Below are 22,246 nucleotides of genomic sequence, written 5' to 3'. Positions count from 1 at the left end.
AGATCCGATGTTTCAGAAGCTCATGGCGGCGGCGTTGATGACGCCCGCCGCCAGAGAGGCCGCGCCCAGGAACAGTGCCGCGGCGAGTTCGCCTGAAGCGATCCGCGCCGACAGGTTCGGCAGCACGAACCTGACGAGCACATAGACGACCAGCTGGACGAAGATCGCGACGATGCCCCAGATCGTCAGGTCGAGGATGGTGTTCGAGTGCACCACCGCGCTTGACAGCGGCAAGGCGAAGCCTGTCAGGCTCAAGCCCAGCGACAGGGCCGCGGCAACGTTGTTCTGCCGGATCAGGCCGAACTCATTATGCGAAGTCGCCAGCGTGTAGATCAGCAGGTAGACGCCGACGAGAGCAAGCGACACGGAGAAGAAAAGGGCGAAGTCCGGAAGCTTCTCCAGCGTCTGCGAAATCATGTCGTGTCGAATCCCTGCCGCGTCCTGCTTCGATCCTGGCCCTTAAGCCTGCTCGAAAGCAATCACGCAACCGAATGCGGCTTCTGGTGGGACGACGAGGCGCTCATCGCCATGTGCAAACGGGATAGCCGCCGCTGAAAGGCGCTGCGCGACGACTTCGATATCCGGTACGGACACGCAAAATCCCAGGAACCGCGCGGGCGTGGTGTCGGGCTCGATATGGTAGATCGCCTGGGCAGCTTCCGGATCGAGCACATCGATGCGCCCGCGCGGCAGCGTCAGCACCAGATCCGCATTGCCCTCGAGCACCTCGGCACCGCCCGTGAAGGCGGTGAGAAACGCCCGGTGCGCTGCCGGCTCGTCGGTCACGATGATCGCGGAGGCCAACCCCGTCACGCCATTCTCATGCTGCTGGAAGGCCGGGTTCCAGAAATTCTGCGGCTCCAGTTGCTGGCAGACGAAGAAGCCGCATTCCGGCGCCTTGCGGTCCTCGGCGAAAGCAAGCTGGAAGGCGACGCGAACCTCGGAACCATCAGGCCGCTTGGCCTGTCGCTCGAAGAAGAAGGGCTCGAAATCACCGATTCCCGCCGTCTTGAACGCCGCTGCATCGGCCTGGGCATCGACGCTTTCCAGAACCAGCATGGACAGCCCTTCGCCCTGGGCCGCCAGCGCATCGCGAACAAAGGCGCCGAAGGAGAACTGGCGTGGCCCGTGCGCCGGAATCAAATCCGCATCGCCGACCGTGACCAGTTCGAGGAAGGCGCCGGGAAACTGGACGATTCTGTTCTCGGTACCCCAAGGGTGGCGATTGCGTGCGCCGACCTTGAAACCAAGCTTGCTGTAGAGCGCGCCCGCCGCATCGAGATCACGAACTCCGATGACGAGATGGTCGAGGCCGCGCGGATTGGAGGCGGAGGCGGTTTCAGGCATGGCAAGCTCTCGTGCGCGACTGGACCCTAGTTCTAGCAAGGATTCAGCACGCGGTCATGACGCGAAATCGTTCAGGGCTCGATGTGATGCGGCACGAAGCGCGACGTGTTCCTGGTGATGGGCGAAACATCCTCGCGCACGCACAGGCCGCAGGCCTGCGAGGCGACGAGCCACGAGCCCAGCACGGCATGGTTGCCATCCGCCTCGAACAGATTGCTTGCGGCATCCTGCAGAATGAACCCCTCCGCGCCATAGGGGCCATCGTCGCCAGCCAGCACCTTGTCGCGCTCCAGCAGGGTGATGTTGGCCCCCTCGCGCGAATAGAGCGGCTTGCGCACCCGGCGCGCCGAGAGGGTTGCGCAACGTGGATCGCCTTCGAAGAAGGCGGGCAACAGATTGGGGTGTCCGGGTTCCATCTCCCAGAGACAGGCAAGCAAGCCCTTGTTCGAAAGCAACGCCTTCCATGGCGGCTCGACGAACTGACAGCGTGAGCCGGCAAGCGCGCTGGCATACCCCTCCCTGAACAGCCACTCCCATGGATAAAGCTTGAACAGCGTCTCGATCGGCACATTCGCGCCATCGCAGAAACGTCCATCCGACAACAGGCCGATTTCCTCGATGAAGGTGAAGCGGGTGTCGAGCCCGGCCTGCTTCGCGCAATCCTCGAGATAATCGACGGTGCCCTTGTCCTCGGCGCTGTTCCGGACGCAGGTCAGGTGAAGCCGGTAGGGCGATGGCGTGCGCAGAGCCGCAAAGGCCGCGATCAGGCGCTCATGCAGGGAATTGAACTGGTCGCAGCCTGGAGGGAGCGCGCCGCGCGCCATCGACTGCTCGAGCCAATCCCACTGCACGACGCTTGATTCGAACAGCGCGGTCGGCGTATCCGCATTATATTCCAACAGCTTGGCCGGCCCTCTTCCATCATAGGCGAGGTCGAGCCGGCCATAGAGATTGCGGTCGCCGCGCTGCCAGCTCTCCGCGATGAAATTCCAATGCGCTTCGGGAATAGCCAGTCGCGAGAGGATTTCCGCATCGCCGATCGCCTTTTCGATGAAGGCGAAGCAGAGCTGTTCGATCGCCTCGCTGGGCGCCTCGATGTCGCGCTCGATCTGCTCCAGCGTGAAGGCATAGGCCGTCCGCTCGTCCCAATAGGTCTCGCCATCGATGCTGTGAAAGGCGAAGCCCAGGCGCTCGACCTGCTCCTGCCAATCGGGACGGGCACCCAATCCGACGCGGCGCATCTCAGGACGAGGAGGACGAGCTGTAGGAGCGCGAGGTCGAACCGAAGCCGCCGCGCGAACTCGTGCTCGGCGCTTTCATGCCGCTCGTCGAATCGCCAGTCGCGGTGAAATTCTGGCCGGACGCCGTCGAATAGGCGCGCGAGCGGCTGCCACCGCCGCCCCCGCCGCTGGTCGATGAGGATGAGCGCGATTGCGACTGGCACTCAGGCTGGGCCGAACCTGGCGGACAGGCGGCCCGGGTCGGCGGCAGCAGCGGCTGGGCCTGTGGTGTGCCGCTCCCTGAGAGGCTGCGCGCCAACATGAAGCCGGCGAGCGCGGGGATGAAGTACTGCGCGCCGCCTATGCTGGCTGAACTGCAGCCGCTGGCGCCATATTGCGCCTCGCAATCGCTCTGTCGCTGGAATTTGGGCGCCTCGCTCAGGCGTTTGGCGGATGCGTCGGCGAAGGCGGCCTCGCAGGCTTCCGCGCTGAGTTGGCCACCCGCCTTGCATTCGGCCGGGCTGGCGTAGACGAGATCGTCCTGGGCATTGTCGCCCGAGAGCGACCACACCGTCGCGACCAACACCACTCCTGCCGCGGCCAATCCGATCTGGGTCGAGCGTTTCATGCCATGCCTCCCCAGCTCAGACGGTCATGCTGGCTGCGGCCAACGTGCCGGAGATCACCGCGACCACCGCGAGCATCGCGGCCGACGGCAGGCGATCCTCCTCGATCTTGCGCGAGAGATCGGGAATCAGGATGCGGGCGAGGCCGTAAGCGCCGAACTGGATGATCATGGCAGCTATCGCCCAGAGCACGCAGTCGGGAATGCTGCTGGCCTGCGCGATCGCCTTTTCCAATGGAACGGCAAAACCGACGAGATTGCCTCCGAATGCGATCGCCGCCGAGAGATTGCCACCGCGAATCAGGGCAATCTCGTCATGTGCGGTCATGCGCAGATAGATCGCCGCGAATGCCGCGATCAGCGCGCAGCCGACGACGAAATAAAGCAGAAAGGCGGGCAGGCCCGCCATTGAGATCGCCATGCTGCCTGCCCCCAAGCTGCCCTGATGCCTGTCGGGGATCACTATACGTCACATGCGATCGGGCGCCAGAGCGCCCCTGCATTCAAAGACCGCTTGAAAATTCTCGGAGCCTCATCCTGAGGAGCCATTTCGACGGAAATGGCGTCTCGAAGGACGATCCAGATGGTTCGGGAGCCTCCTGAACCATCCTTCGAGACGCCGTTTCGCGGCTTCTCGGGATGAGAACCGAATTCTTCGAACAGTTCTCAGACCAGCCGGCTCTGAACCACCGCGGCCTCGACGAAGCTCGCAAAGAGCGGGTGCGGCTCGAAGGGGCGCGACTTCAGCTCGGGGTGATATTGCACGCCGATGAACCAGGGGTGGTCTGGATACTCGACCGTTTCCGGCAGCAGCCCGTCCGGCGAGAGCCCGCAGAAGCTCATCCCCTGCGCTTCCAGCCGCTCGCGATAGCCCATATTGACTTCGTAACGGTGGCGATGGCGCTCGGAGATCTCCGTCGTGCCGTAGATCTTGGCGATCTTCGAGCCGGGAGCCAGCGTCGAGGCGTAAGCGCCAAGCCGCATCGTGCCGCCGAGATTGCCGTCCGCGGCGCGCTGTTCCAGCTCGTTGCCACGCATCCATTCGGTCATCAGGCCGACGACGGGCTCGTCGGTCGGGCCGAATTCGGTCGAGTTGGCGTCGGCGATGCCGGCGAGCGAGCGCGCCGCCTCGATCACGGCCATCTGCATGCCGAAGCAGATGCCGAAATACGGCACCTTGCGCTGCCTGGCGAAGGTCGCCGCCTTGATCTTGCCCTCGGCACCGCGATGGCCGAAGCCGCCGGGCACGAGGATGCCGTGGACATGTTCCAGGAACGGCGTCGGGTCTTCCTTCTCGAAGACCTCGGACTCGATCCAGTCGAGGTTGACCTTCACGCGATTGGCGATGCCGCCATGCATCAGCGCCTCGATGAGGGACTTATAGGCGTCCTTCATGCCGGTATATTTCCCGACGATGGCGATGGTGACTTCGCCCTCGGGATTTTTGACGCGCTCGGAAATGCGCCGCCAGTTCGAGACATCCGGCTCGGCGCTGGCATCCATGCCAAAGGCGGCCAGGACTTCGTTGTCGAGGCCCTCGGCGTGATAGGACAGCGGCACGTCATAGATCGACGCGACGTCGCGGGCCTCGATCACCGCGCTCTCGCGGACATTGCAGAACAGCGCCAGCTTGCGGCGCTCCTCGCGGGGAATCTCGCGATCGGTGCGGCAGAGCAGGATGTCGGGCTGGATGCCGATGGAGCGCAGCTCGGCCACCGAATGCTGTGTCGGCTTGGTCTTGAGCTCGCCGGCGGTGGGGATATAGGGCAGCAGCGTCAGATGCACGAAGATGCACTGGCCGCGCGGCAATTGCTGGCCGGTCTGGCGGATCGCTTCGAGGAAGGGCAGGCTTTCGATGTCGCCGACCGTGCCGCCGACTTCCATCAGGACGAAATCATAGCCCTCATTGCCTGTGAGGATGAATTCCTTGATGGCATTGGTGACATGGGGAACGACCTGGATCGTCGCGCCGAGATAGTCGCCGCGACGCTCCTTGGTCAGGATGTCCATGTAGATGCGGCCGGTGGTGATGTTGTCACCCCGGTTGCAGGGCCTGCCGGTGAAGCGCTCGTAATGGCCGAGATCGAGATCCGTCTCGGCGCCATCGTCGGTGACGAAGACCTCGCCATGCTGATACGGGCTCATCGTGCCCGGATCGACATTGAGATAGGGGTCGAGCTTGCGCAGGCGGACCGTGTGGCCACGCGCCTGCAGGAGGGCTGCGAGAGCCGCCGACGCCAGGCCTTTGCCGAGCGAGGACACCACGCCGCCGGTGATGAAAACATACCGCGTCATGGGACGCCACCTTTAACGCTAGGGTTTCGATTCGCTAAGCGCATCCACGCAGGTGTGCCCCGCTGTCAGCGCTTGTCCACATAGAAAGAGCGCCGGTTGCCCGGCGACCTCCCTAAAAGAGAAGGGCCGGTTGCCCGGCGCACCTCTCAAAAAAGAACGGCCGGTTTCCCGGCAACCTTCCTAAAAGAGAAGGGCCGGTTTCCCGGCCCCTGCCCTTTTCGTCACTGTTGCGGCGCTGCCGGCGGTGTCGGCGGCTGCGCGCCCCCCGCTGGCGCCTGCATCTGGCGAAGCTGGTCGAGTACGCCGCCCGCGTTGGGAGCGCTCGGCCCGCCCGGATTGGCAGGAGCGCTCGTGCCCGGCGCGCCATCGATGATCGAGCGCTGCACGCGGCCGCGATTCGCCATGACGGCGAGCACGATCGAAGTCAGGAAAAAGGCGCCCGCCAGGATCGCGGTGGCGCGGGTCAGGGCATTGGCCTGGCCTCGACCGGTCATGAAGCCGCCGGCCCCGCCGCCGCCCGAGCCCATGCCGAGGCCGCCGCCTTCGGAGCGCTGCAGTAAGACCACGCCGACGAGCGCGACCACGATGATCAGATGGATGACGATGAGGACGTTTTGCATAGTCTCACGAAATGGGTACGGCGCGGGCCTCCGCCAAGGGCTGCCCGCTCCTCTTGCTCGCTCTCGGCGAACTCGGCGCGGCACATAACACGCGCTTGCCGGACACACCACCCGGCAATTGCATCATCGTCACGGCGCGAGGTCAGACGCAAGCGCGCGCGATCGCCAGAAACTCGTCGGGCTTGAGGCTGGCGCCGCCGACAAGCGCGCCGTCGACATGGGCGACATTCATCAGCTCGGCCGCATTGGAGGGCTTGACCGAGCCGCCATAGAGCAGGCGCACGCCCGCGGCGGCCGCCTTGCCCAGCAACCGGCCCAGCTCGGCGCGGATCGCCTCATGCATTTCCGCCACATCCGCTGCCGTCGGCGTCAGCCCTGTGCCGATCGCCCAGACAGGCTCATACGCGACGACCAGCGTGGCGGCCGTAGAGCCTTCGGGAACCGATCCACGAAGCTGCTTCTTGACGATAGCCAGTGCCTTGCCGGCCTCGCGCTCGTCCTTCGTCTCGCCGACGCAGACAATCGGCACGAGCAAAGCCTTCTGTGCGGCCTCGGCCTTCGCCTTGACCGTGGCATTGCTCTCGCCATGCAGCGTGCGCCGCTCCGAATGCCCGACGATCGCGAAAGCCGCGCCGGAATCGGCGAGCATCGCGGCGGCAACCTCGCCGGTGAAAGCGCCGCTGACTTGCACGCTGCAATCCTGGCCGCCGGTCGCGATGCGCGAACCGATCAGCGCTGCAGTCGCGGGATAGAGCAGCGTCGAGGGTGGACAGATCGCGAGATCGACCGCGGCCTTCAGCCCGGCATCATAGCCCTTGGCAACCTCGACCGCGATGGCGAGGTCGGCTTTCAGCCCGTTCATCTTCCAGTTGCCGGCCACGAGGGGCCTGATGCTGCGCGTCACGTCGCACCTCCAAAAAGTGATGCGTCGGCTCTAGAGCATGATACCGCAAAGTGGAAACCGGTTTTTCCGTCGGAAGCGATCGGCACGGAAAGGCCGATCTCGCGATCGTCACCAGCCAGTTGGAGACGATTTCACAGCGGTGATTGCGGCTTGCGCCGTCGGTTCCTATAAGCAGCGCCGACAAAAAGCGTGGACGGGGAGATCCGTCGCGCATCAGGATCAGGGAAAGACAGCTTCAATGATGATGCAGGGCATCCGCAAAGCGGGGCAGAGCTTCATAGGCAAGCTCATCATCACCGTTATGTTCGGCTTCCTGATCCTCTCCTTTGCGATCTGGGGCATCGGCGATATTTTCCAGGGCTATGGCCGCAATTCCGTTGCCCGGGTCGGCAAGACCGAGATCGGGCTGGAGCAGATGCGCACCGCCTATCAAAACGAGATCCAGAATCTGACGCGCCAGCAGCGCCGCCAGATCACGCCCGACATGGCGCGTGCGCTGGGCCTCGACCGGCAGGTGCTCTCGCGGCTCGTGACCGAGGCGACGCTCGACCAGACGGCCCGCAACATGCGTCTGGCGGTCTCGGACGAGACCATCCGCAATCTGATTTTCGACGACCCGGTCTTCCGTGACGCGTCCGGCAATTTTTCCGCGGCCCGCTTCAACGAATTGCTGCGCTCGAACGGCTTCACCGAGCAGGTCTATGTGCGCGAGCAGCGCGCCACCATTCTGCGCCAGCAGATCGCCGAAATGGTCGTCGGCGCCGTCGCAGCGCCCGGCGCCCTACAGGAACTCGGTCATCGCCTGCGCAACGAGAAGCGTGCGATCACTTTCGCTCATGTTCCCGCCAGCGCCGTCGGCGAGATCGCGGCGCCCACCGAAGCGCAGCTCAAGACGTTCTTCGACGAGCGCAAGACCGCGTTCCGCGCGCCCGAATACCGCACGGCCAACGTGCTCGCGATCTCGGCGGAAACCCTCGCCGATCCCGGCAAGATCGGCGATGCCGATGCCAAGGCGCGCTATGAGGAGATCAAGGCGCAGCGTTTTACAACGCCCGAGCAGCGCACCATCCAGCAGATCACCTTCCCCAATGCCGAGGAGGCGCAGGCCGCCAAGGCCAGGATCGATGCCGGCGAAACCTTCGACGCAATCGCGACCGCGCGCAATGTCGCGGCCGCCGACCTGACGCTCGGCACCTTCACGCGCAGCCAGGTATTCGACCCCATCGTGCGCGAAGCCGCCTTCGCGCTGGCGCAGGGAGCCGTCAGCGCGCCTGTGACGAGCGCGTTCGGGCCCGTTCTGCTCCGTGTCACGACGATCACGCCGGAACACGTGCGGCCGTTCGAAGAGGTCGCGGCCGAGGTCCGGACGGAACTCGCGACCAGCCGGGCATCGAGCCAGATCACCGAACTGCACGACAAGATCGAGGATCAGCGCGCGTCGGCCAAGCCGTTGGCGGAGATCGCAAGGGAGTTCAACCTGCCGCTGCGCACGCTAGGCCCTGTCGATGCCGCCCTGCGCAACGCCAATGGCTCGCAGGAGCCGGCCCTGCCCGGCGCCGAGGCGACCGTTCAGGCGATTTTCCGCTCCGATATCGGCGTCGACAACGAGGCCATCCGCGTAGCTCGCGACAATGGCTATGTCTGGTTCGATGTCACCAAGATCGACCCGGCCCGCGAGCGGACCTTTGACGAGGTCAAGACGCAGGTCGAGGCGCAATGGCGTGCCGACGAAGTCGCGTCGCGGCTGTCGGCGAAGACCCGCGAACTGGTCGAGCGGCTCGACAAGGGCGAAGCGTTCGACGCTGTCGCGGCCTCGGCCGGGCTGACCATCGAGCAGGCGGCCGATCTTGGCCGCCAGGATCAGCGCCCCGAACTCCCGAGCAATGTGGTGAGCCTGATTTTCGGCACCGTTGTCGGCCAGAGCAACTCCGCGGGCAACTCCGCCGCCGGCGCCGATGGCGGGCGCATCCTGTTCAAGGTCGATTCGGCGACTGTGCCGAGCTACGCCCGCACCACGCAGGAGGCCGAGAATTTCGCCCGCCTGCTCGGTTCGAGCGTCAGCGAGGACATCCTGACCCAATATGTCGGCAAGCGTCAGTCCGAGCTCGGCGTCAGCATCAACGAGACGGCCTTCCGCAATGCCACCGGAGGCGCGCAGAATTGACGGCTCAGCCCTTTCAGGAGTTCGAGCAGTTCGCGCAAGGCTATGAGGCCCGCACGCCGCAACTGCTGCGCCAGGTCCTGGTTGGCGATTGCGAAACGCCGGTCGCGGCCTTCCTGAAACTGCGCCATGCCACGACGGGGCCGGCCTTCCTGCTGGAATCCGTCGAGGGCGGTGCGGTACGCGGGCGCTATTCGATGATCGGCCTTGAGCCCGACCTGATCTGGCGCTGCCATCATGGCGAAGCCTCGCTCTGCCGCCCCGCTTTGGGCGACAGCTTCCTGGCCGATCCGCGCCCGGCTTTCGAGAGCCTGCGGGCGCTTCTGGACGAAAGCGCCATTCCCGATGGCGCGCAACCGACGGGCGAGATCCTGCCGCCTATGGCGGCCGGCGTCTTCGGCTATCTCGGCTACGACATGGTGCGCCTGATGGAGCGCCTGCCGGAGCCGAAGGAGACGGGCACCGGCGTGCCCGACGCCATTCTCACCCGGCCGACGCTGATGGTCGTGTTCGATTCGATCCGCGACGAGATCCATGTGGTGACGCCCGTGCGCCACCAGCCGGGCATAGCGGCACGCGCGGCCTATGAGAGCGCCCAGGAGCGGCTGGAGGCGGTCGTGCGGGCCCTGGAGGGCTCCCTGCCCCTGGAAGCCGCCATCGACGTCGCCAACCTGCCCGAGCCGGCTATCGTCTCGAATACGAGCGAGGCCGAATTCCACGACATGGTCGCGACGGCGCAGGACTACATCCGCGCCGGGGACATCTTCCAGGTCGTGCTCTCGCAGCGTTTCGAGGCGCCCTTCGCCTTGTCACCCTTCGCGCTCTACCGGGCGTTGAGGCGGGTCAATCCGGCGCCCTTCCTCTGCTATCTCGATTTCACCGACTACCAGATCGTCTGCTCCAGCCCGGAAATCCTGGTGCGCCTGCGTGACGACACCGTCACCATCCGCCCGATCGCCGGCACGCGCCGGCGCGGGGCGACGGTGGGCGAAGACAACGCGCTTGCTGAGGAGCTGCTGGCCGATCCCAAGGAGCGCGCCGAGCACCTGATGCTGCTCGATCTCGGCCGCAACGATGTCGGCCGCGTGGCCAAGATCGGCACGGTGAAGGTGACGGATTCCTTCTTCGTCGAGCGCTACAGCCAGGTCATGCACATCGTCTCGAATGTCGAAGGCGAGATCGATCCGCAGAATGATGCACTGGCGGCGCTATCGGCCGGTTTCCCCGCCGGCACGGTCTCGGGCGCGCCGAAAGTCCGGGCGATGGAGATCATCGACGAGCTGGAGCGCGATGCGCGGGGCGCCTATGGCGGCTGCATCGGGTATTTCGGCGCCAGTGGCGAGATGGACACCTGCATCGTCCTGCGCACCGCTATCGTCAAGGACGGGCGCATGCATGTCCAGGCCGGCGCCGGCATCGTCTACGATTCGAACCCAGCCTCCGAGCAGACCGAATGCGTCAACAAGGCCAAGGCCCTGTTCAGGGCAGCCGAAGAAGCGATCCGTTTCGCGGCGCGGGCTGGCCGAGGCCAGTAACCTCTCCTGAAGATCGGCTCCCGCCCCTTCGCGGACGGGAGCGCATCTCCGGATCAGCGGCGCCTCAATGCCCCTTGCCGGTCGGCACGGTCATCTTGTCGACCCAGGCGATGCCGATGGCCGAAAAGATGAAGACGACATGGATCACCGTCTGCAGGATGATTCCCGTCTCGGTATAGTCCGTCGTGCGGCCGGCACTGCCGATATTGCCGGCCTCGATGAAGGTCCGCAGCAGGTGGATCGACGAGATGCCGATGATCGCCATGGCGAGCTTGATCTTGAGAACGCTGGCATTGACGTGGCTCAGCCATTCCGGCTGGTCGGGATGATCCTGCAGGCCAAGCCGCGAGACGAAGGTCTCGTAGCCGCCGATGATGACCATGATCAGCAGGTTCGAGATCATCACCACATCGATCAGGCCCAGCACCACAAGCATGATCTGCTGCTCGCCGAAGGACGTGGCATGGGTGACGAGATGCCAGAGCTCCTTGAGGAACAGGAAGACATAGACGCACTGAGCCACGATCAGGCCGAGATAAAGCGGCAGCTGCAGCCAGCGTGAACTGAAGATCAGAAAGGGCAACGGCCGCATGGCCTGAGCGATGGCAGGTATCCGGGGAGTTTCGCCAGGGTGCGACATGGGCTGTTCGGGGTCCTTCGAATGAATGATGCGACGAAAAATTGCGAGCAGGCTAAATGGGGTGCAAGTGCGAAACGCGCAAGCACGGGCATGAGTCTACGGATAGATTGGGCTCCGGCGCGATTGAGGGCCGAAATTTCGCCGATATCGTACGTCACGCTTCCCTGATACGTCCGGACTGCGTAGGTTATGTCACAATAGAGGAACATCCGGCGTTCCTCTCACCTCGGAGAGGAGGAGATTTCTCATGATCAAGACCCTGACCATCGCGGCGGCTCTCGCAGCGGGCACCCTGATCGCCGCGCCGGCTTCGGCCGCGCCGATTGCGGCAACGGCCGGATCTGCCGTTGCGCTCGCTCAGGGCGGGACTGATCTCGTCGAGACCGTGCAGTATCGCCGCTATGGCTACGGCTATGGCCCGCGTTACGGCTATCGCGGCGGTTATTATCGTGGCGGCCGCGGCGCGGCCGTCGGCGCCGGCATCGCGGCAGGCGCGCTTGGCGCGCTTGCCGTTGGCGCTCTCGCAGCGCAGCCGCGCTACTACGATCCGGTCCCGGTCTATCCGGCCCCCGCCCCGGTCTATGCCTCGCCTGACGCAGATGCGATCGCCTATTGCTCGCGCCGCTTCCGCAGCTACGACCCGGAAACCGGCACCTATATCGGTAATGGCGGCGTGGTCCGCGCCTGCCCCTGAGACCGGGCACTGTCCTCGCGACCGACAGCCTCCCCGCAGCGATGCGGGGAGGTTTTTTGTAACTGCAGACCCGCTCCTGCCAGCCTGCTCCTGCCAACCTTTGGCTTGAACGGGGTTGCCATGGCAGCGATCCTGCCGCTTATCTCAGCTTCGTCTGAATCGGAGCCGCCCGTGCGCATCGCCACCTGGAACGTCAACTCCGTCCGCCAGCGGCTCGGCCACCTCCTGGATTTCCTGAAGGAGGCTGAGCCCGATGCGCTCTGCCTGCAGGAGATCAAATGCGTCGATGCGGACTTTCCCCGCAGCGAGATCGAGGAGGCCGGCTGGCATGTGGAGACCCACGGCCAGAAGACCTTCAACGGCGTCGCCATCATCAGCCGCGTCAAGCTCGAGGATGTCAGGCGCGGGCTGCCGGGTGATGAGGCCGATGAGCAGGCACGTTACCTCGAAGGCATCCTGCCGCTCGGCAATGGCGTGGTGCGGCTGGCCACGATCTATCTGCCCAACGGCAACCCGCCGAATACCGAGAAATATCCCTACAAGCTCGGCTGGATGCGACGGCTGACCGCCCATGCGCGCATGTTGCTCGCACAGGAGGAGCCGCTGGTGCTGGCGGGCGATTACAACGTCATCCCCGAGGCGCGCGATGCCCGCGACCCCGCCGCCTGGGTCCATGATGCGCTGTTCCTGCCCCAGACGCGCACGGCGTTTCGCGGCCTGCTCAATCTCGGCCTGACCGAAGCCCTGCGCTCGACGACCGATGATGGCGGTCTCTACACCTTCTGGGACTATCAGGCCGGCGCCTGGCAGCGAAACAACGGCATCCGCATCGACCATCTCCTGCTCTCGCCGCAGGCGGCCGACAGGCTGGACGGCGTGTCGATCGTCAAGCACGTCCGCGGCTGGGACAAGCCATCTGATCATGTGCCGGTGATGGTGGAGTTGCGCGCCGCCTGAGGCAGCGGGGCCTTCGCCATCTGCGCGTCCCTAGTCGGCAGAGCCCCGTTTCAACCCGCCTTTGATGAAGACGCGAAACGGCGTCGTGCCCGTCGCGCTGCCATCAGCCGAACGCCATTTGCCGTGGGTGCAGAGCACCCCGCCCTGCACCTCGACCGCCTCGAACGTGATGCTGTTGTGATAGGTCGTGCCATTGGGCTCGACCGCACGGAACTTTGTCGTGCATGTGCCGTCGGTCACGACCGGATCGTAGTCGTGAATCATGATTCCGTTGCCACCAGTGCTGGGAAACGGATCGGCGAGTGGCGCCCAGGTTTCATAATTCTCCTGAGCACCGACCGTTGAAACGGCGAGCCCGGCCAGCAGAGCGCTGAGCAGTCGGACAAGATTGGCATTGCGCATCGCGGACAGTCCCTGTGGATCTGCTCGGGACTACGCGTGGCATGATAAGGTGGATGCAGTGGCGCTCAGCGCTCGGGGCTGCGGCTTCCGGCAACCTGCTGGCGTTCGACCAGAGCGAGCGCGGCCGTGCGGTCGGGGGCGGAGGCAGCGGCAAAAGCTGCATCATGCCGCTCGATGATCCAGCTTTCCCGGCCCGGATCGGCGCCTTCGCGCGCCAGCGACAGCCACATCAGGCCAAGCACCGGCTGGCGCGGCACGCCTTCGCCACCACGCAGCAGCATGTCGCCGAAGACGGCCCTTGCGGGCGCATGGCCCTTCTCGGCGGCCAGCTTCATCCAACGAGCGGCCTGACGCGCATCGCGGCGCGTGCCCTGCCCCTTCATGTAGAGACGGCCCAGATTGTACTGGCCTTCCGGGTCGCCGAAATAGGAGGCTGCATAGTGGAACATGTCGAAGGCACGATCGGCATTGGGCTGAACATAGCTGCCCTTGATGCCGTCGATGAAATAGCCGCCGAGCGCCACGAAGGCACTGCCGACGATACGGCCATCGGCCGTGCCGGGAATGGCGTCGGCGTTCTCGTCCGCGATCTTCGAGAAGTATTCGAACGCCTTGAGATCGTTGGTGGAGACACCCTCGCCACCGGCATACATCCGCCCCAGCTTGAACTGTGCGGTCAGATGTCCCTGCGAGGCGGCATATTCCAGCGCTCGCACCGCCCCGACCTGATCGCCGGCTGAGGAATCGCGCATCCAGGCGCGGATCGCGTCGCGCGCGCTGCTGAAGGGAACCAGCGGCAGCGCCGTATGGGCGGCTGGGCCGCTTGGCGAAGGAGCAATCGTCGCGCCCCCGGGCGCGCGTGCTGGCGCATCCTCGGGCTCGGGCAGAGCAATGCCGGGAATCGGGCGCGGCGGGATCGGCGGCGCGCGTCCGTTCACGACATCCTGAGCCCAAACAGCCTGTTGGCCGCCCAGGATCAGGAAGAGTGCTGCAATGATTGCGTCAGATATCCGCATAACAATGGGTCTCGGCCGCGCCTCCGGGGTGGGTGACGGCCCCTCCTTTGGCGGAACCGACCGTCTGCGCGTATTTCCACAGCGCACCGGAGTTGTAGTCGGTCTTGCGCGGCGTCCAGGCCTTACGACGCTCCTCAAGTTCGGCATCAGAAAGGCGACAAGCGAGCTTTCCTGTGATGGCGTCGAGCTCGATGATATCGCCGTCGCGGATGAGCGCGATCGGGCCGCCGACAGCCGCTTCCGGCCCGACATGGCCGACGCAGAAACCGCGCGTCGCGCCCGAGAAACGCCCGTCCGTGATCAGGGCGACCTTGTCGCCCATGCCCTGGCCATAGAGGGCTGCGGTGGTCGAGAGCATCTCGCGCATGCCAGGCCCGCCCTTGGGGCCCTCATAGCGGATGACGATGACGTCGCCGACATTGTAGTCGCGATTGCTGACCGCCTTGAAAGCGTCCTCCTCGCGGTCGAAGCAGCGGGCCGGACCGGAGAAGACGAGCTGCTCGGCGGTCATGCCGGCGATCTTCACGATCGCCCCTTCAGGCGCCAGATTGCCTTCGAGACCAACGACACCGCCATTGGGCGACAGGGGCTTGTCGGCGGCGCGCACGACGTCCTGCTTGTCGTTCCATTTCACCGAGGCGAGGTTCTCGGCGATGGTGCGGCCGGTCACGGTCATGCAGTCGCCATGCAGGTAGCCATGGTCGAGCAGTGTCTTCATCAGCAGCGGGATGCCGCCGACCTCGAACATGTCCTTGGCGACGTATTTCCCGCCCGGCTTGAGGTCCGCGATGTAGGGCGTCTTCTTGAAGATCTCGGCGACGGCGAAGAGATCGAAATCGATGCCGCATTCATGCGCGATCGCAGGCAGGTGCAGCGCGCCATTGGTCGAGCCGCCGGAGGCCGCAACGACGGTCGCGGCATTCTCCAGCGCCTTGAGGGTGACGATGTCGCGCGGGCGGATGTTCCGGGCGATCAGCTCCATCACCATCTCGCCGGCGGTGTAGCAGAAGGTGTCGCGCATATCGTAGGGCGCCGGCGCGCCGCAGGAATAGGGCAGCGCCAGACCGATCGCTTCGGCGACGGTGGCCATGGTATTGGCGGTGAACTGCGCTCCGCACGAGCCCGAGGACGGGCATGCGACCTCTTCAAGCTCCTGCAGATCCTCGTCCGACATCGCGCCGACCGAGTGCTTGCCGACAGCCTCGAAGACGTCCTGCACGGTGACGGGGTTGCCCTTGAAATTGCCGGGCAGGATCGAACCGCCATAGATGAAGATCGAGGGCACGTTCAGGCGCACCATCGCCATCATCATGCCCGGCAGCGACTTGTCGCAGCCGGCGAGACCGACGAGCGCGTCATAGCAATGGCCGCGCATGGTGAGTTCGACAGAGTCGGCGATGCACTCGCGCGAGGCGAGCGACGACTTCATGCCCTGATGGCCCATGGCGATGCCGTCAGTCACGGAAATGGTGCAGAATTCGCGCGGCGTGCCGCTGGCCGATGCCACGCCCTTCTTGACGGCCTGAGCCTGGCGCATCAGCGAGATATTGCAGGGCGCAGCCTCGTTCCAGCACGAGGCGACGCCGACGAAGGGCTGCGCGATCTGCTTCGCGGTCATGCCCATGGCATAGTAGTAGGAACGATGCGGCGCGCGTGCCGGGCCTACGCTGACGTGCCGGCTGGGAAGCTTCGACTTATCGAACACACGCGTATCCATCGTCTTTTTTCCTGTTCCACCCTGCGCCTGGCGAGCGCGCGGCAGGTGTGCCACGCAGGCCGAGCCGGGTGCAACATCTGCACCCCACCGCCTCGCGGAGAAGATTTACCCTTCTCCTCGCACGGCAGACTTTAATTCTTCTATATGTCAGAGACTTATCGCCTCTCTCTGCTGGGCGCGCTTTGTGGCGGCATCGCGGCGGTTCGCCAGGTGACGGGCTCCAGTAGCGCGATGCCGGAGGGATGTTGCGGCGATGTCACAATTGGACAGGCCGGGAGCAGCGAGCGACCGCTGCTAGAGCACCATCGGCAGCACGAAGAAGCCGCCGACCACGACGACGACCAGCGCCAGGGCCGTCATCGGCAGATGCTTCTCGATGAAGATGCGGATGTCGTCGCCATAATAGCGCAGGGCGACCGCGATCATCATGAAGAAGGTGACGCGCGAGACGACCATGCCGATCGTGAACTTCCAGATGTCGAAATGCAGGAAGCCGGACATGATCGTGACGATCTTGAAGGGGATCGGCGTCAATCCCTTGGTGACCAGCACCCAGAACCAGTAATCCTGCGAGGTCGCGATCAGATGCGCGGCCTTTTCCTGCAAGCCGTAGATGCCGATGAGCCAGGCGCCGACCGACTCATAGAGCAGCGCGCCGATCGCATAACCGAGATAGCCGCCCGAAACCGCGCCGAGCGAGCATACGCCGGCATAGAACCAGGCGCGATCCGGCCTCGCCAGGCACATCGGCAGAAGCAGCGGAAGCGGCGGAAGCGGGCTGACCGAACTTTCGACGAAGGTCAGCGCGAAGAGCAGCCAGGGGGCTCCGGGGTGAGATGCGTAGGACACGCACCAGTCATAAGCTCGCTTGAGCATCGTATCTGAACAACCGGTCCTGTCTGGCCGCAATGAGGACGCATGGCGGAGCTGCGTTCCGCGCATTTAAGCGGGTCTGCTGGAGAATGCCAACGCTCTCTTACGCTAGGGTCAATTTGAAGACGGAGTCGTGACAAGACGCGGGCAAGGACCGTCGCCCGAACGGGTCGATCGCAGAGCGCCTGTGCTCCGCGATCGACCCGGCCAAGGCGTTCAGGACAGGCGTGTAAGCGCCTCCGCGATCTTGATCTTGCGCGCCTCGGCGGCGGATCGGCGATCGCGGTTTTCCTCGACGATCTCCTCGGGCGCACGCGCCATGAAATCGGGATTGCCGAGCTTCTTGTCGACCACGGCGATATCCTGGTCGAGCTTGGCCATCTCCTTGGTCAGGCGGGTCCGCTCGACATCGAGATCGATGATGCCGGCCAGCGGCAGGGCCGCGACCTCGCCGCGCACGATGATCTGGGCCGACTGGGCCGGGGACGCATCCGCGAAGGCGATCTCCGAAACCCGCGCCAGCCGCTCGATCATCGGACGCCAGCTTTCGATGGTCGCCCGCGTCGCCGCCGAGGCATTGACCAGCACCAGCGGCGCCTGCGTGCCCGCGGGAACATTGACCTCGGAGCGAACCGAGCGAATGTCGGAGATCAGGTCGACGACGAAGCCGATCTCGGCCTCGGCCGCCTCATCCTTCAACATCTCCAGATCGGGCCAGCGCGTCAGGCAGACCAGAGCGTCATCACCGGCCGCGAGCTTGCGGGGAGCGCCCTCGCCTGCCTTCTGCGCCCAGAGCTCCTCCGTCAGGAACGGCATGAACGGGTGCAGGAGCTGGCAGATCAGGTCGATGACATGCGCGACGGTCGCCTGCGTCTCGGCCTTCTCGGCTGCATCGACACCCTCGCCCTGCAGCACCGGCTTGGCCAGTTCGAGATACCAGTCGCAGAACTGGTTCCAGACGAAGCGATAGGCCGCGCCCGCCGCCTCGTTGAACCTGAAGCTTGGAATGCCGGCCGCGATATCCTCGGCCGCGCGCGCGGCCTCGCTCAGGATCCAGCGATTGAGCGGCTGCTTCACCGCAGCCGGATCGAAGCCCTCAGTGCGGGCACAGCCGTTCAGCTCGGCAAAGCGCGCCGCATTCCAGATCTTGGTCGCGAAATTGCGGTAGCCCTCGACGCGCGCGGTCGAGAGCTTGATGTCGCGTCCCTGCGCCGCCATGGCCGCCAGCGTGAAGCGCAGCGCATCGGCCCCATACTGATCGACGATCGTCAGCGGGTCGATGACGTTGCCCTTCGACTTCGACATCTTCGCGCCCTTCTCGTCGCGAACGATGGCGTGGATGTAGACGTCCTTGAACGGCACCTCGTCCATGAAGTTGAGGCCCATCATCATCATCCGGGCGACCCAGAAGAAGATGATGTCGAAGGCTGTGACCAGCGTAGCAGTCGGGTAGTAGCGCTTCAGTTCGGCGGTATCGTCGGGCCAGCCCAGCGTCGAGAACGGCCATAGCGCCGAGGAGAACCAGGTATCGAGCACGTCCTCGTCGCGCGTAAGCTGGACCGGGCCGCCATAATGGCCCATCGCCAATGCCTGTGCCGCCGTCTCGGATTCCGCGACGAAAACCTCGCCGTCCGGGCCGTACCAGGCCGGAATCTGGTGGCCCCACCAGAGCTGGCGCGAGACGCACCAGGGCTCGATATTCTCCAGCCAGTCGTAATAGACCTTGGTCCAGCTTTCCGGCGTGAACTTGGTCCGGCCGTCGCGAACCGCCTTCAGCGAGCGCTGCGCCAGCGGCTTGACGTCGACATACCATTGGTCGGTCAGCCACGGCTCGATCACGACATCGGAGCGATCGCCATGCGGCACCGTATGGCCGTGCGGCTCGATCTTGGCCAGATATCCGCGCGCTTCCATCATGGCGACGACGCGTTTACGCGCCGCAAAACGGTCGAGCCCGTGCAGCGCCAGCGTCTCGCTTTCCGGCGAGGCCCCGGCGAGGAAATCGGCATTGTCGGCCAGAAGCATCCTGGCCTCGCCATCGAGGATGTTGACGACGTCGAGCTTGTGGCGCTTGCCGACCTCGAAATCGTTGAAGTCGTGGGCGGGCGTGATCTTGACCGCGCCGGTACCCTTCTCGGGATCGGCATAATCGTCGCCGAAGATCGGGATGATGCGCCCGACCAACGGCAGCACCACGTTCTTGCCGATGAGATGGCCGAGCGTCTCGTTCTCCGGATGAACCGCGACGCCGGTGTCGCCCAGCATCGTTTCCGGCCGCGTCGTGGCGACGGTGATGAAGGTCGAAGCGTCGTCGGCGTCATAGGTCACGCCTTCGAGCGGGTAGTTGAAATAATACAGGTGACCGCTCGGATCCTTGCTCAGGACCTTGTCGAGCTTGGCGGCGTCGAAGCCGTCCTCGCCGCCGCGCTGCCATTTGAACGACCCGGACTTCTCGATCTGCAGGACCTCGAGGTCCGAGATCGCGGTCTGGAATTTCGGGTCCCAGTTCACCAGCCGCTTGGCGCGGTAGATCAGCCCCTGCTGATGCAGGCCGACGAAGACCTTGAGCACGGCCTTGCTCAGGCCCTCATCCATGGTGAAGCGCTCACGCGACCAGTCGCACGACGCGCCCAGCCGCTTGAGCTGGTTGACGATCGTGCCGCCGGACTCTTCCTTCCAGCGCCAGACCTCCTCGAGGAAAGCCTCGCGACCCATCGTGCGGCGATCGGTCTTGTTCTCGGCGGCGAGCTTGCGCTCGACGACCATCTGCGTCGCGATGCCCGCATGGTCGGTGCCCGGCTGCCAGAGCACATCCTTGCCGCGCATGCGCTCAAAGCGGCACAGCGCATCCTGCAGGGTGTTGTTGAGCGCATGGCCCATATGCAGCGAGCCGGTGACGTTGGGCGGCGGGATGACGATGCAATAGGGCTCTGCGCCCGGCGCAGCGCCGCGCCCGGCCTTGAAGGCCTGCGCCTCTTCCCACGCCTTGCTGACCCGCGCCTCGACGGCTGCGGGCTCGAATGTCTTGTCCATCATCGCTTCGCTCGAACGCAAGGCGGCCGGGGAACCTGCCCCGGCCGCAAAATCAAAGGCCAAAAGGTCTGGAGAGCCTTAAGAGCCCATGCACGGGCTCCGCGTCAACGTTTTCGATTGCAGGCTGCCAACGATCAGGCCGCGCTGGCCTCCAAAAACCAGAGCGCCTTGTCCAGGGCACGGGAATATCCGGTCAGGATATCGGCACTATCGGCGTCACCCGCCTCATCCGCCTGGTCGATGGCGCTGCGGACCGAATTCGCCGTGGCGGCATAGCGGTCGATCAGCGCTGCCAGATGATCCTTCACGGCGACGATGTCGGTCGGATAGGCGGGAAGCTTGGTGGTCGAGGCCACAGCCTGCGTCGTGCCGAGAGCGATCCCTCCAAGCTGCGCCACGCGTTCGGCGACAGTGTCGACATGGGTGTCGAGTTCGGCGCGAAAACCGTCGAGCATCTCGTGCACGGCGATGAAGTTCGGGCCGCGCAGATTCCAGTGCGCCTGTTTTGTCACCAGCGCGAGATCGATGCCGTCGGCAAGCCGTTCGTTGAGCAGGCCGATCACCTGCGTCCGGATGTTGGATTTCAGGTCGATCCTGGAGGAAGGCTTCGTCATGGCAGATTTCCCGTTTCCATCGCGTGGTTGAACTCCGGCATGAAGCCGTCTCACGGATACGCTGAAGCCGGCGATGCGATCCCATCGCTGGCGGCGAGAGTTGCCACGTCCGCGAGCCGGATTTCGGAACCCTCGCCTCTCCGGCCCGTTGATAGCGAGCACAGGGAGAACCTTCATGACACATCATACGGATCAGGCGCGCGCTTGGAAGCTCATTGAGGAGATCGGCATATGCATGCTGGTCACCCATGACGGCACCGGCGATGAGCTGCGCGCAAGGCCGATGAGCGCGCACGCCTCGCAAGAGGACGACACGATCTCTTTCCTCATCGACATCCGCGACCACAAGGACGACGAGGTCGAGATCAACGACAATGTCTGCCTGACCTTCGCCGACAACAGCGGATATCGCTACGTATCGGTGACCGGCACTGCCAATGTCGTCGACGACCGCCAGAAGATCGACGAGCTGTGGTCGACCTCCGCCAGGGCGTTCTGGAAGAGCAAGGACGATCCAAACATCCGCGTTCTCAGGGTTCGCCCTGCGCTCGCCGAGTTCTGGGACAATCCCGGCAAGATCGTCACGACCGTGAAAATGGCTGCGGCAGCGCTCAGTGGCTCGAAGCCCAATCTCGGCGACAACCGGAAAGTCGTTCTCTGAGCGTCGTGATTGATCTGCTCAGAGTTCTCTGCCCACGCAAGTACCTTGCTTCATGACAGGAAAGATCCCGATGAATTTTCTCGTTCACGCGCTCGGCGCCTGGGTCGCAACGGAAGCCGCATCCGGACGATATCCCCGTCCCGTCGCGATTGGCCTGGCGATGCTGGTGTCGCGACTCGGCGCCCCGACTGCCGCGCTGACTCTGGCCGGCTTTGTCTTGAAGCAGCTTAATGAGGCAGGAGCCTTCGACAGCCTGCGAGCAGCGCCCACCGCCAGGCGCCGCGCTATTCGAAACCGCCGCGCTTCGTAGGAAGCGCCTAGTGGCGCCCGCCGCGCGCGACACGTTCGATTTCGGCGCGTACGAGCCGTTCGACCATCGTCGGGAGATTGTCGTCGAGCCATGTCTTGAGCATGGGCTTCAACATGTCCTTGACGAGGTCCTCGAGCGTGCGGGCATTATTGCTCAGCACCGTATGCGCCAGCTGCCCAAAGGCGCTGGTGACGGCCGAACTCGTCTGGTCCGACAGCAACTGGGCCATGTCGAATGAGGGTGCGACGAAGGCCGGCTGATTGGGAGCAAATTCCGGGGGCGTGAAAGCCTGAACGGGCGCAGCCGCAGGCGCTTGTGCGGCTGCTGGCCCGGGAATATCCAGGAAATCGATGTCGCTATCGATGTGCTCAGGCTCTGGCGGAGGGGCCTCCGGCTGCAGCGCAGGAGCCGTGACGAGTGCCGCCTCGGCGCCCAGGTCCAGCACGTCCTCGTCGACATCCGGAGCCGCCGGTTCGACGACGGCAGCCGGCGCGGGTTCAGGCGCCGCATCCTCTGCGGGCTTGACCTCGTCATCCGCGATGATCCGGCGAATGGAGGCGAGAATCTCCTCCATCGACGGTTCGTTGGGCTTGGCTTGCGCGTTCATGGGAATCCGCACCAC

General features: G+C 64.7%; 21 protein-coding genes. 5 read left to right on the top strand and 16 right to left on the bottom strand.

Translation table 11 applies throughout. The features are described from left to right. Positions 1-12: 12 nt before the first annotated feature. From C4S73_RS05140 to tpiA, 8 genes are all read right to left on the bottom strand, one after another. Positions 13-417: a DUF350 domain-containing protein gene (locus tag C4S73_RS05140; RefSeq protein WP_103871420.1), complete on the bottom strand. Its 405-nt coding sequence runs from the start codon at positions 415-417 to the stop codon at positions 13-15. A 42-nt stretch (positions 418-459) separates the two neighbouring features. Next, positions 460-1,347: a VOC family protein gene (locus tag C4S73_RS05135; protein WP_103871419.1), complete on the bottom strand. Its 888-nt coding sequence runs from the start codon at positions 1,345-1,347 to the stop codon at positions 460-462. A gap of 71 nt (positions 1,348-1,418) precedes the next feature. Then, positions 1,419-2,588, bottom strand: a complete 1,170-nt coding sequence (locus C4S73_RS05130) for a glutathionylspermidine synthase family protein (RefSeq protein WP_103871418.1) — start codon at positions 2,586-2,588, stop codon at positions 1,419-1,421. A gap of 1 nt (position 2,589) precedes the next feature. Continuing rightward, positions 2,590-3,195, bottom strand: coding sequence for a DUF1190 domain-containing protein (locus tag C4S73_RS05125; protein ID WP_103871417.1), 606 nt, complete (start codon positions 3,193-3,195; stop codon positions 2,590-2,592). 16 nt (positions 3,196-3,211) lie between these two features. Then, positions 3,212-3,613 carry a DUF350 domain-containing protein gene (locus C4S73_RS05120; protein WP_103871416.1) on the bottom strand — a complete coding sequence of 134 codons (402 nt, stop codon included), beginning with the start codon at positions 3,611-3,613 and terminating at the stop codon, positions 3,212-3,214. A 245-nt stretch (positions 3,614-3,858) separates the two neighbouring features. After that, positions 3,859-5,487, bottom strand: a complete 1,629-nt coding sequence (locus C4S73_RS05115) for a CTP synthase (protein WP_103871415.1) — start codon at positions 5,485-5,487, stop codon at positions 3,859-3,861. 221 nt (positions 5,488-5,708) lie between these two features. Next, on the bottom strand, positions 5,709-6,107 hold the full coding sequence (gene secG, locus C4S73_RS05110) for a preprotein translocase subunit SecG (RefSeq protein ID WP_103871414.1): 399 nt from the start codon (positions 6,105-6,107) through the stop codon (positions 5,709-5,711). Positions 6,108-6,249: 142 nt separating this feature from the next. Beyond that, positions 6,250-7,011: a triose-phosphate isomerase gene (gene tpiA, locus C4S73_RS05105; protein ID WP_103871413.1), complete on the bottom strand. Its 762-nt coding sequence runs from the start codon at positions 7,009-7,011 to the stop codon at positions 6,250-6,252. Positions 7,012-7,249: 238 nt separating this feature from the next. Here tpiA and C4S73_RS05100 point away from each other — a divergent pair, with 238 nt between their 5' ends. Both C4S73_RS05100 and trpE read left to right on the top strand, forming a co-directional pair. Next, positions 7,250-9,175: a SurA N-terminal domain-containing protein gene (locus tag C4S73_RS05100; RefSeq protein ID WP_244595444.1), complete on the top strand. Its 1,926-nt coding sequence runs from the start codon at positions 7,250-7,252 to the stop codon at positions 9,173-9,175. Further along, positions 9,172-10,707, top strand: coding sequence for an anthranilate synthase component I (gene trpE, locus C4S73_RS05095; RefSeq protein WP_103871412.1), 1,536 nt, complete (start codon positions 9,172-9,174; stop codon positions 10,705-10,707). Before C4S73_RS05100 ends, trpE begins: the two co-directional genes overlap by 4 nt. 64 nt (positions 10,708-10,771) lie before the next feature. Here trpE and C4S73_RS05090 read toward each other — a convergent pair whose 3' ends face one another. After that, positions 10,772-11,347, bottom strand: a complete 576-nt coding sequence (locus C4S73_RS05090; RefSeq protein ID WP_103871411.1) for a TIGR00645 family protein — start codon at positions 11,345-11,347, stop codon at positions 10,772-10,774. Positions 11,348-11,594: 247 nt separating this feature from the next. Between C4S73_RS05090 and C4S73_RS05085 the strand changes: the two genes are divergently transcribed. Continuing rightward, a complete protein-coding gene (locus C4S73_RS05085; RefSeq protein ID WP_103871410.1) occupies positions 11,595-12,041 on the top strand; it encodes a BA14K family protein in 447 nt (148 codons plus the stop codon). Between the two features lie 171 nt (positions 12,042-12,212). Further along, complete coding sequence (gene xth / locus C4S73_RS05080; protein ID WP_103871827.1) at positions 12,213-12,998, top strand: exodeoxyribonuclease III; 786 nt, start codon at positions 12,213-12,215, stop codon at positions 12,996-12,998. Between the two features lie 30 nt (positions 12,999-13,028). Here xth and C4S73_RS05075 read toward each other — a convergent pair whose 3' ends face one another. The 6 genes from C4S73_RS05075 to dps form a co-directional block, all read right to left on the bottom strand. Continuing rightward, entirely contained in the window at positions 13,029-13,400 is a 372-nt protein-coding gene (locus tag C4S73_RS05075; RefSeq protein ID WP_103871409.1) for a hypothetical protein, read from the bottom strand. A 65-nt stretch (positions 13,401-13,465) separates the two neighbouring features. Continuing rightward, positions 13,466-14,338 carry a tetratricopeptide repeat protein gene (locus C4S73_RS05070; RefSeq protein WP_244595443.1) on the bottom strand — a complete coding sequence of 291 codons (873 nt, stop codon included), beginning with the start codon at positions 14,336-14,338 and terminating at the stop codon, positions 13,466-13,468. Positions 14,339-14,402: 64 nt separating this feature from the next. Then, positions 14,403-16,133, bottom strand: coding sequence for a dihydroxy-acid dehydratase (ilvD, locus tag C4S73_RS05065; RefSeq protein ID WP_103871407.1), 1,731 nt, complete (start codon positions 16,131-16,133; stop codon positions 14,403-14,405). 294 nt (positions 16,134-16,427) lie between these two features. Continuing rightward, a complete protein-coding gene (locus C4S73_RS05060; RefSeq protein ID WP_146071279.1) occupies positions 16,428-16,982 on the bottom strand; it encodes a YqaA family protein in 555 nt (184 codons plus the stop codon). Between the two features lie 240 nt (positions 16,983-17,222). Continuing rightward, positions 17,223-20,042, bottom strand: coding sequence for a valine--tRNA ligase (locus C4S73_RS05055; RefSeq protein WP_103871826.1), 2,820 nt, complete (start codon positions 20,040-20,042; stop codon positions 17,223-17,225). Positions 20,043-20,173: 131 nt separating this feature from the next. Then, positions 20,174-20,653, bottom strand: a complete 480-nt coding sequence (gene dps / locus C4S73_RS05050) for a DNA starvation/stationary phase protection protein Dps (protein WP_103871405.1) — start codon at positions 20,651-20,653, stop codon at positions 20,174-20,176. A gap of 175 nt (positions 20,654-20,828) precedes the next feature. Between dps and C4S73_RS05045 the strand changes: the two genes are divergently transcribed. Next, positions 20,829-21,314, top strand: a complete 486-nt coding sequence (locus C4S73_RS05045; RefSeq protein ID WP_103871404.1) for a pyridoxamine 5'-phosphate oxidase family protein — start codon at positions 20,829-20,831, stop codon at positions 21,312-21,314. A 317-nt stretch (positions 21,315-21,631) separates the two neighbouring features. Here the strand turns inward: C4S73_RS05045 and C4S73_RS29140 are convergent, their stop codons facing one another. Beyond that, entirely contained in the window at positions 21,632-22,198 is a 567-nt protein-coding gene (locus C4S73_RS29140; protein WP_483189219.1) for a PopZ family protein, read from the bottom strand. Positions 22,199-22,246: the final 48 nt, after the last annotated feature.

It is taken from the genome of Allobosea lathyri, from assembly GCF_900108245.1.
Taxonomy (GTDB): Bacteria; Pseudomonadota; Alphaproteobacteria; order Rhizobiales; family Beijerinckiaceae; genus Allobosea; species Allobosea lathyri.
This window is presented reverse-complemented; position numbering and strand designations above follow the sequence as displayed.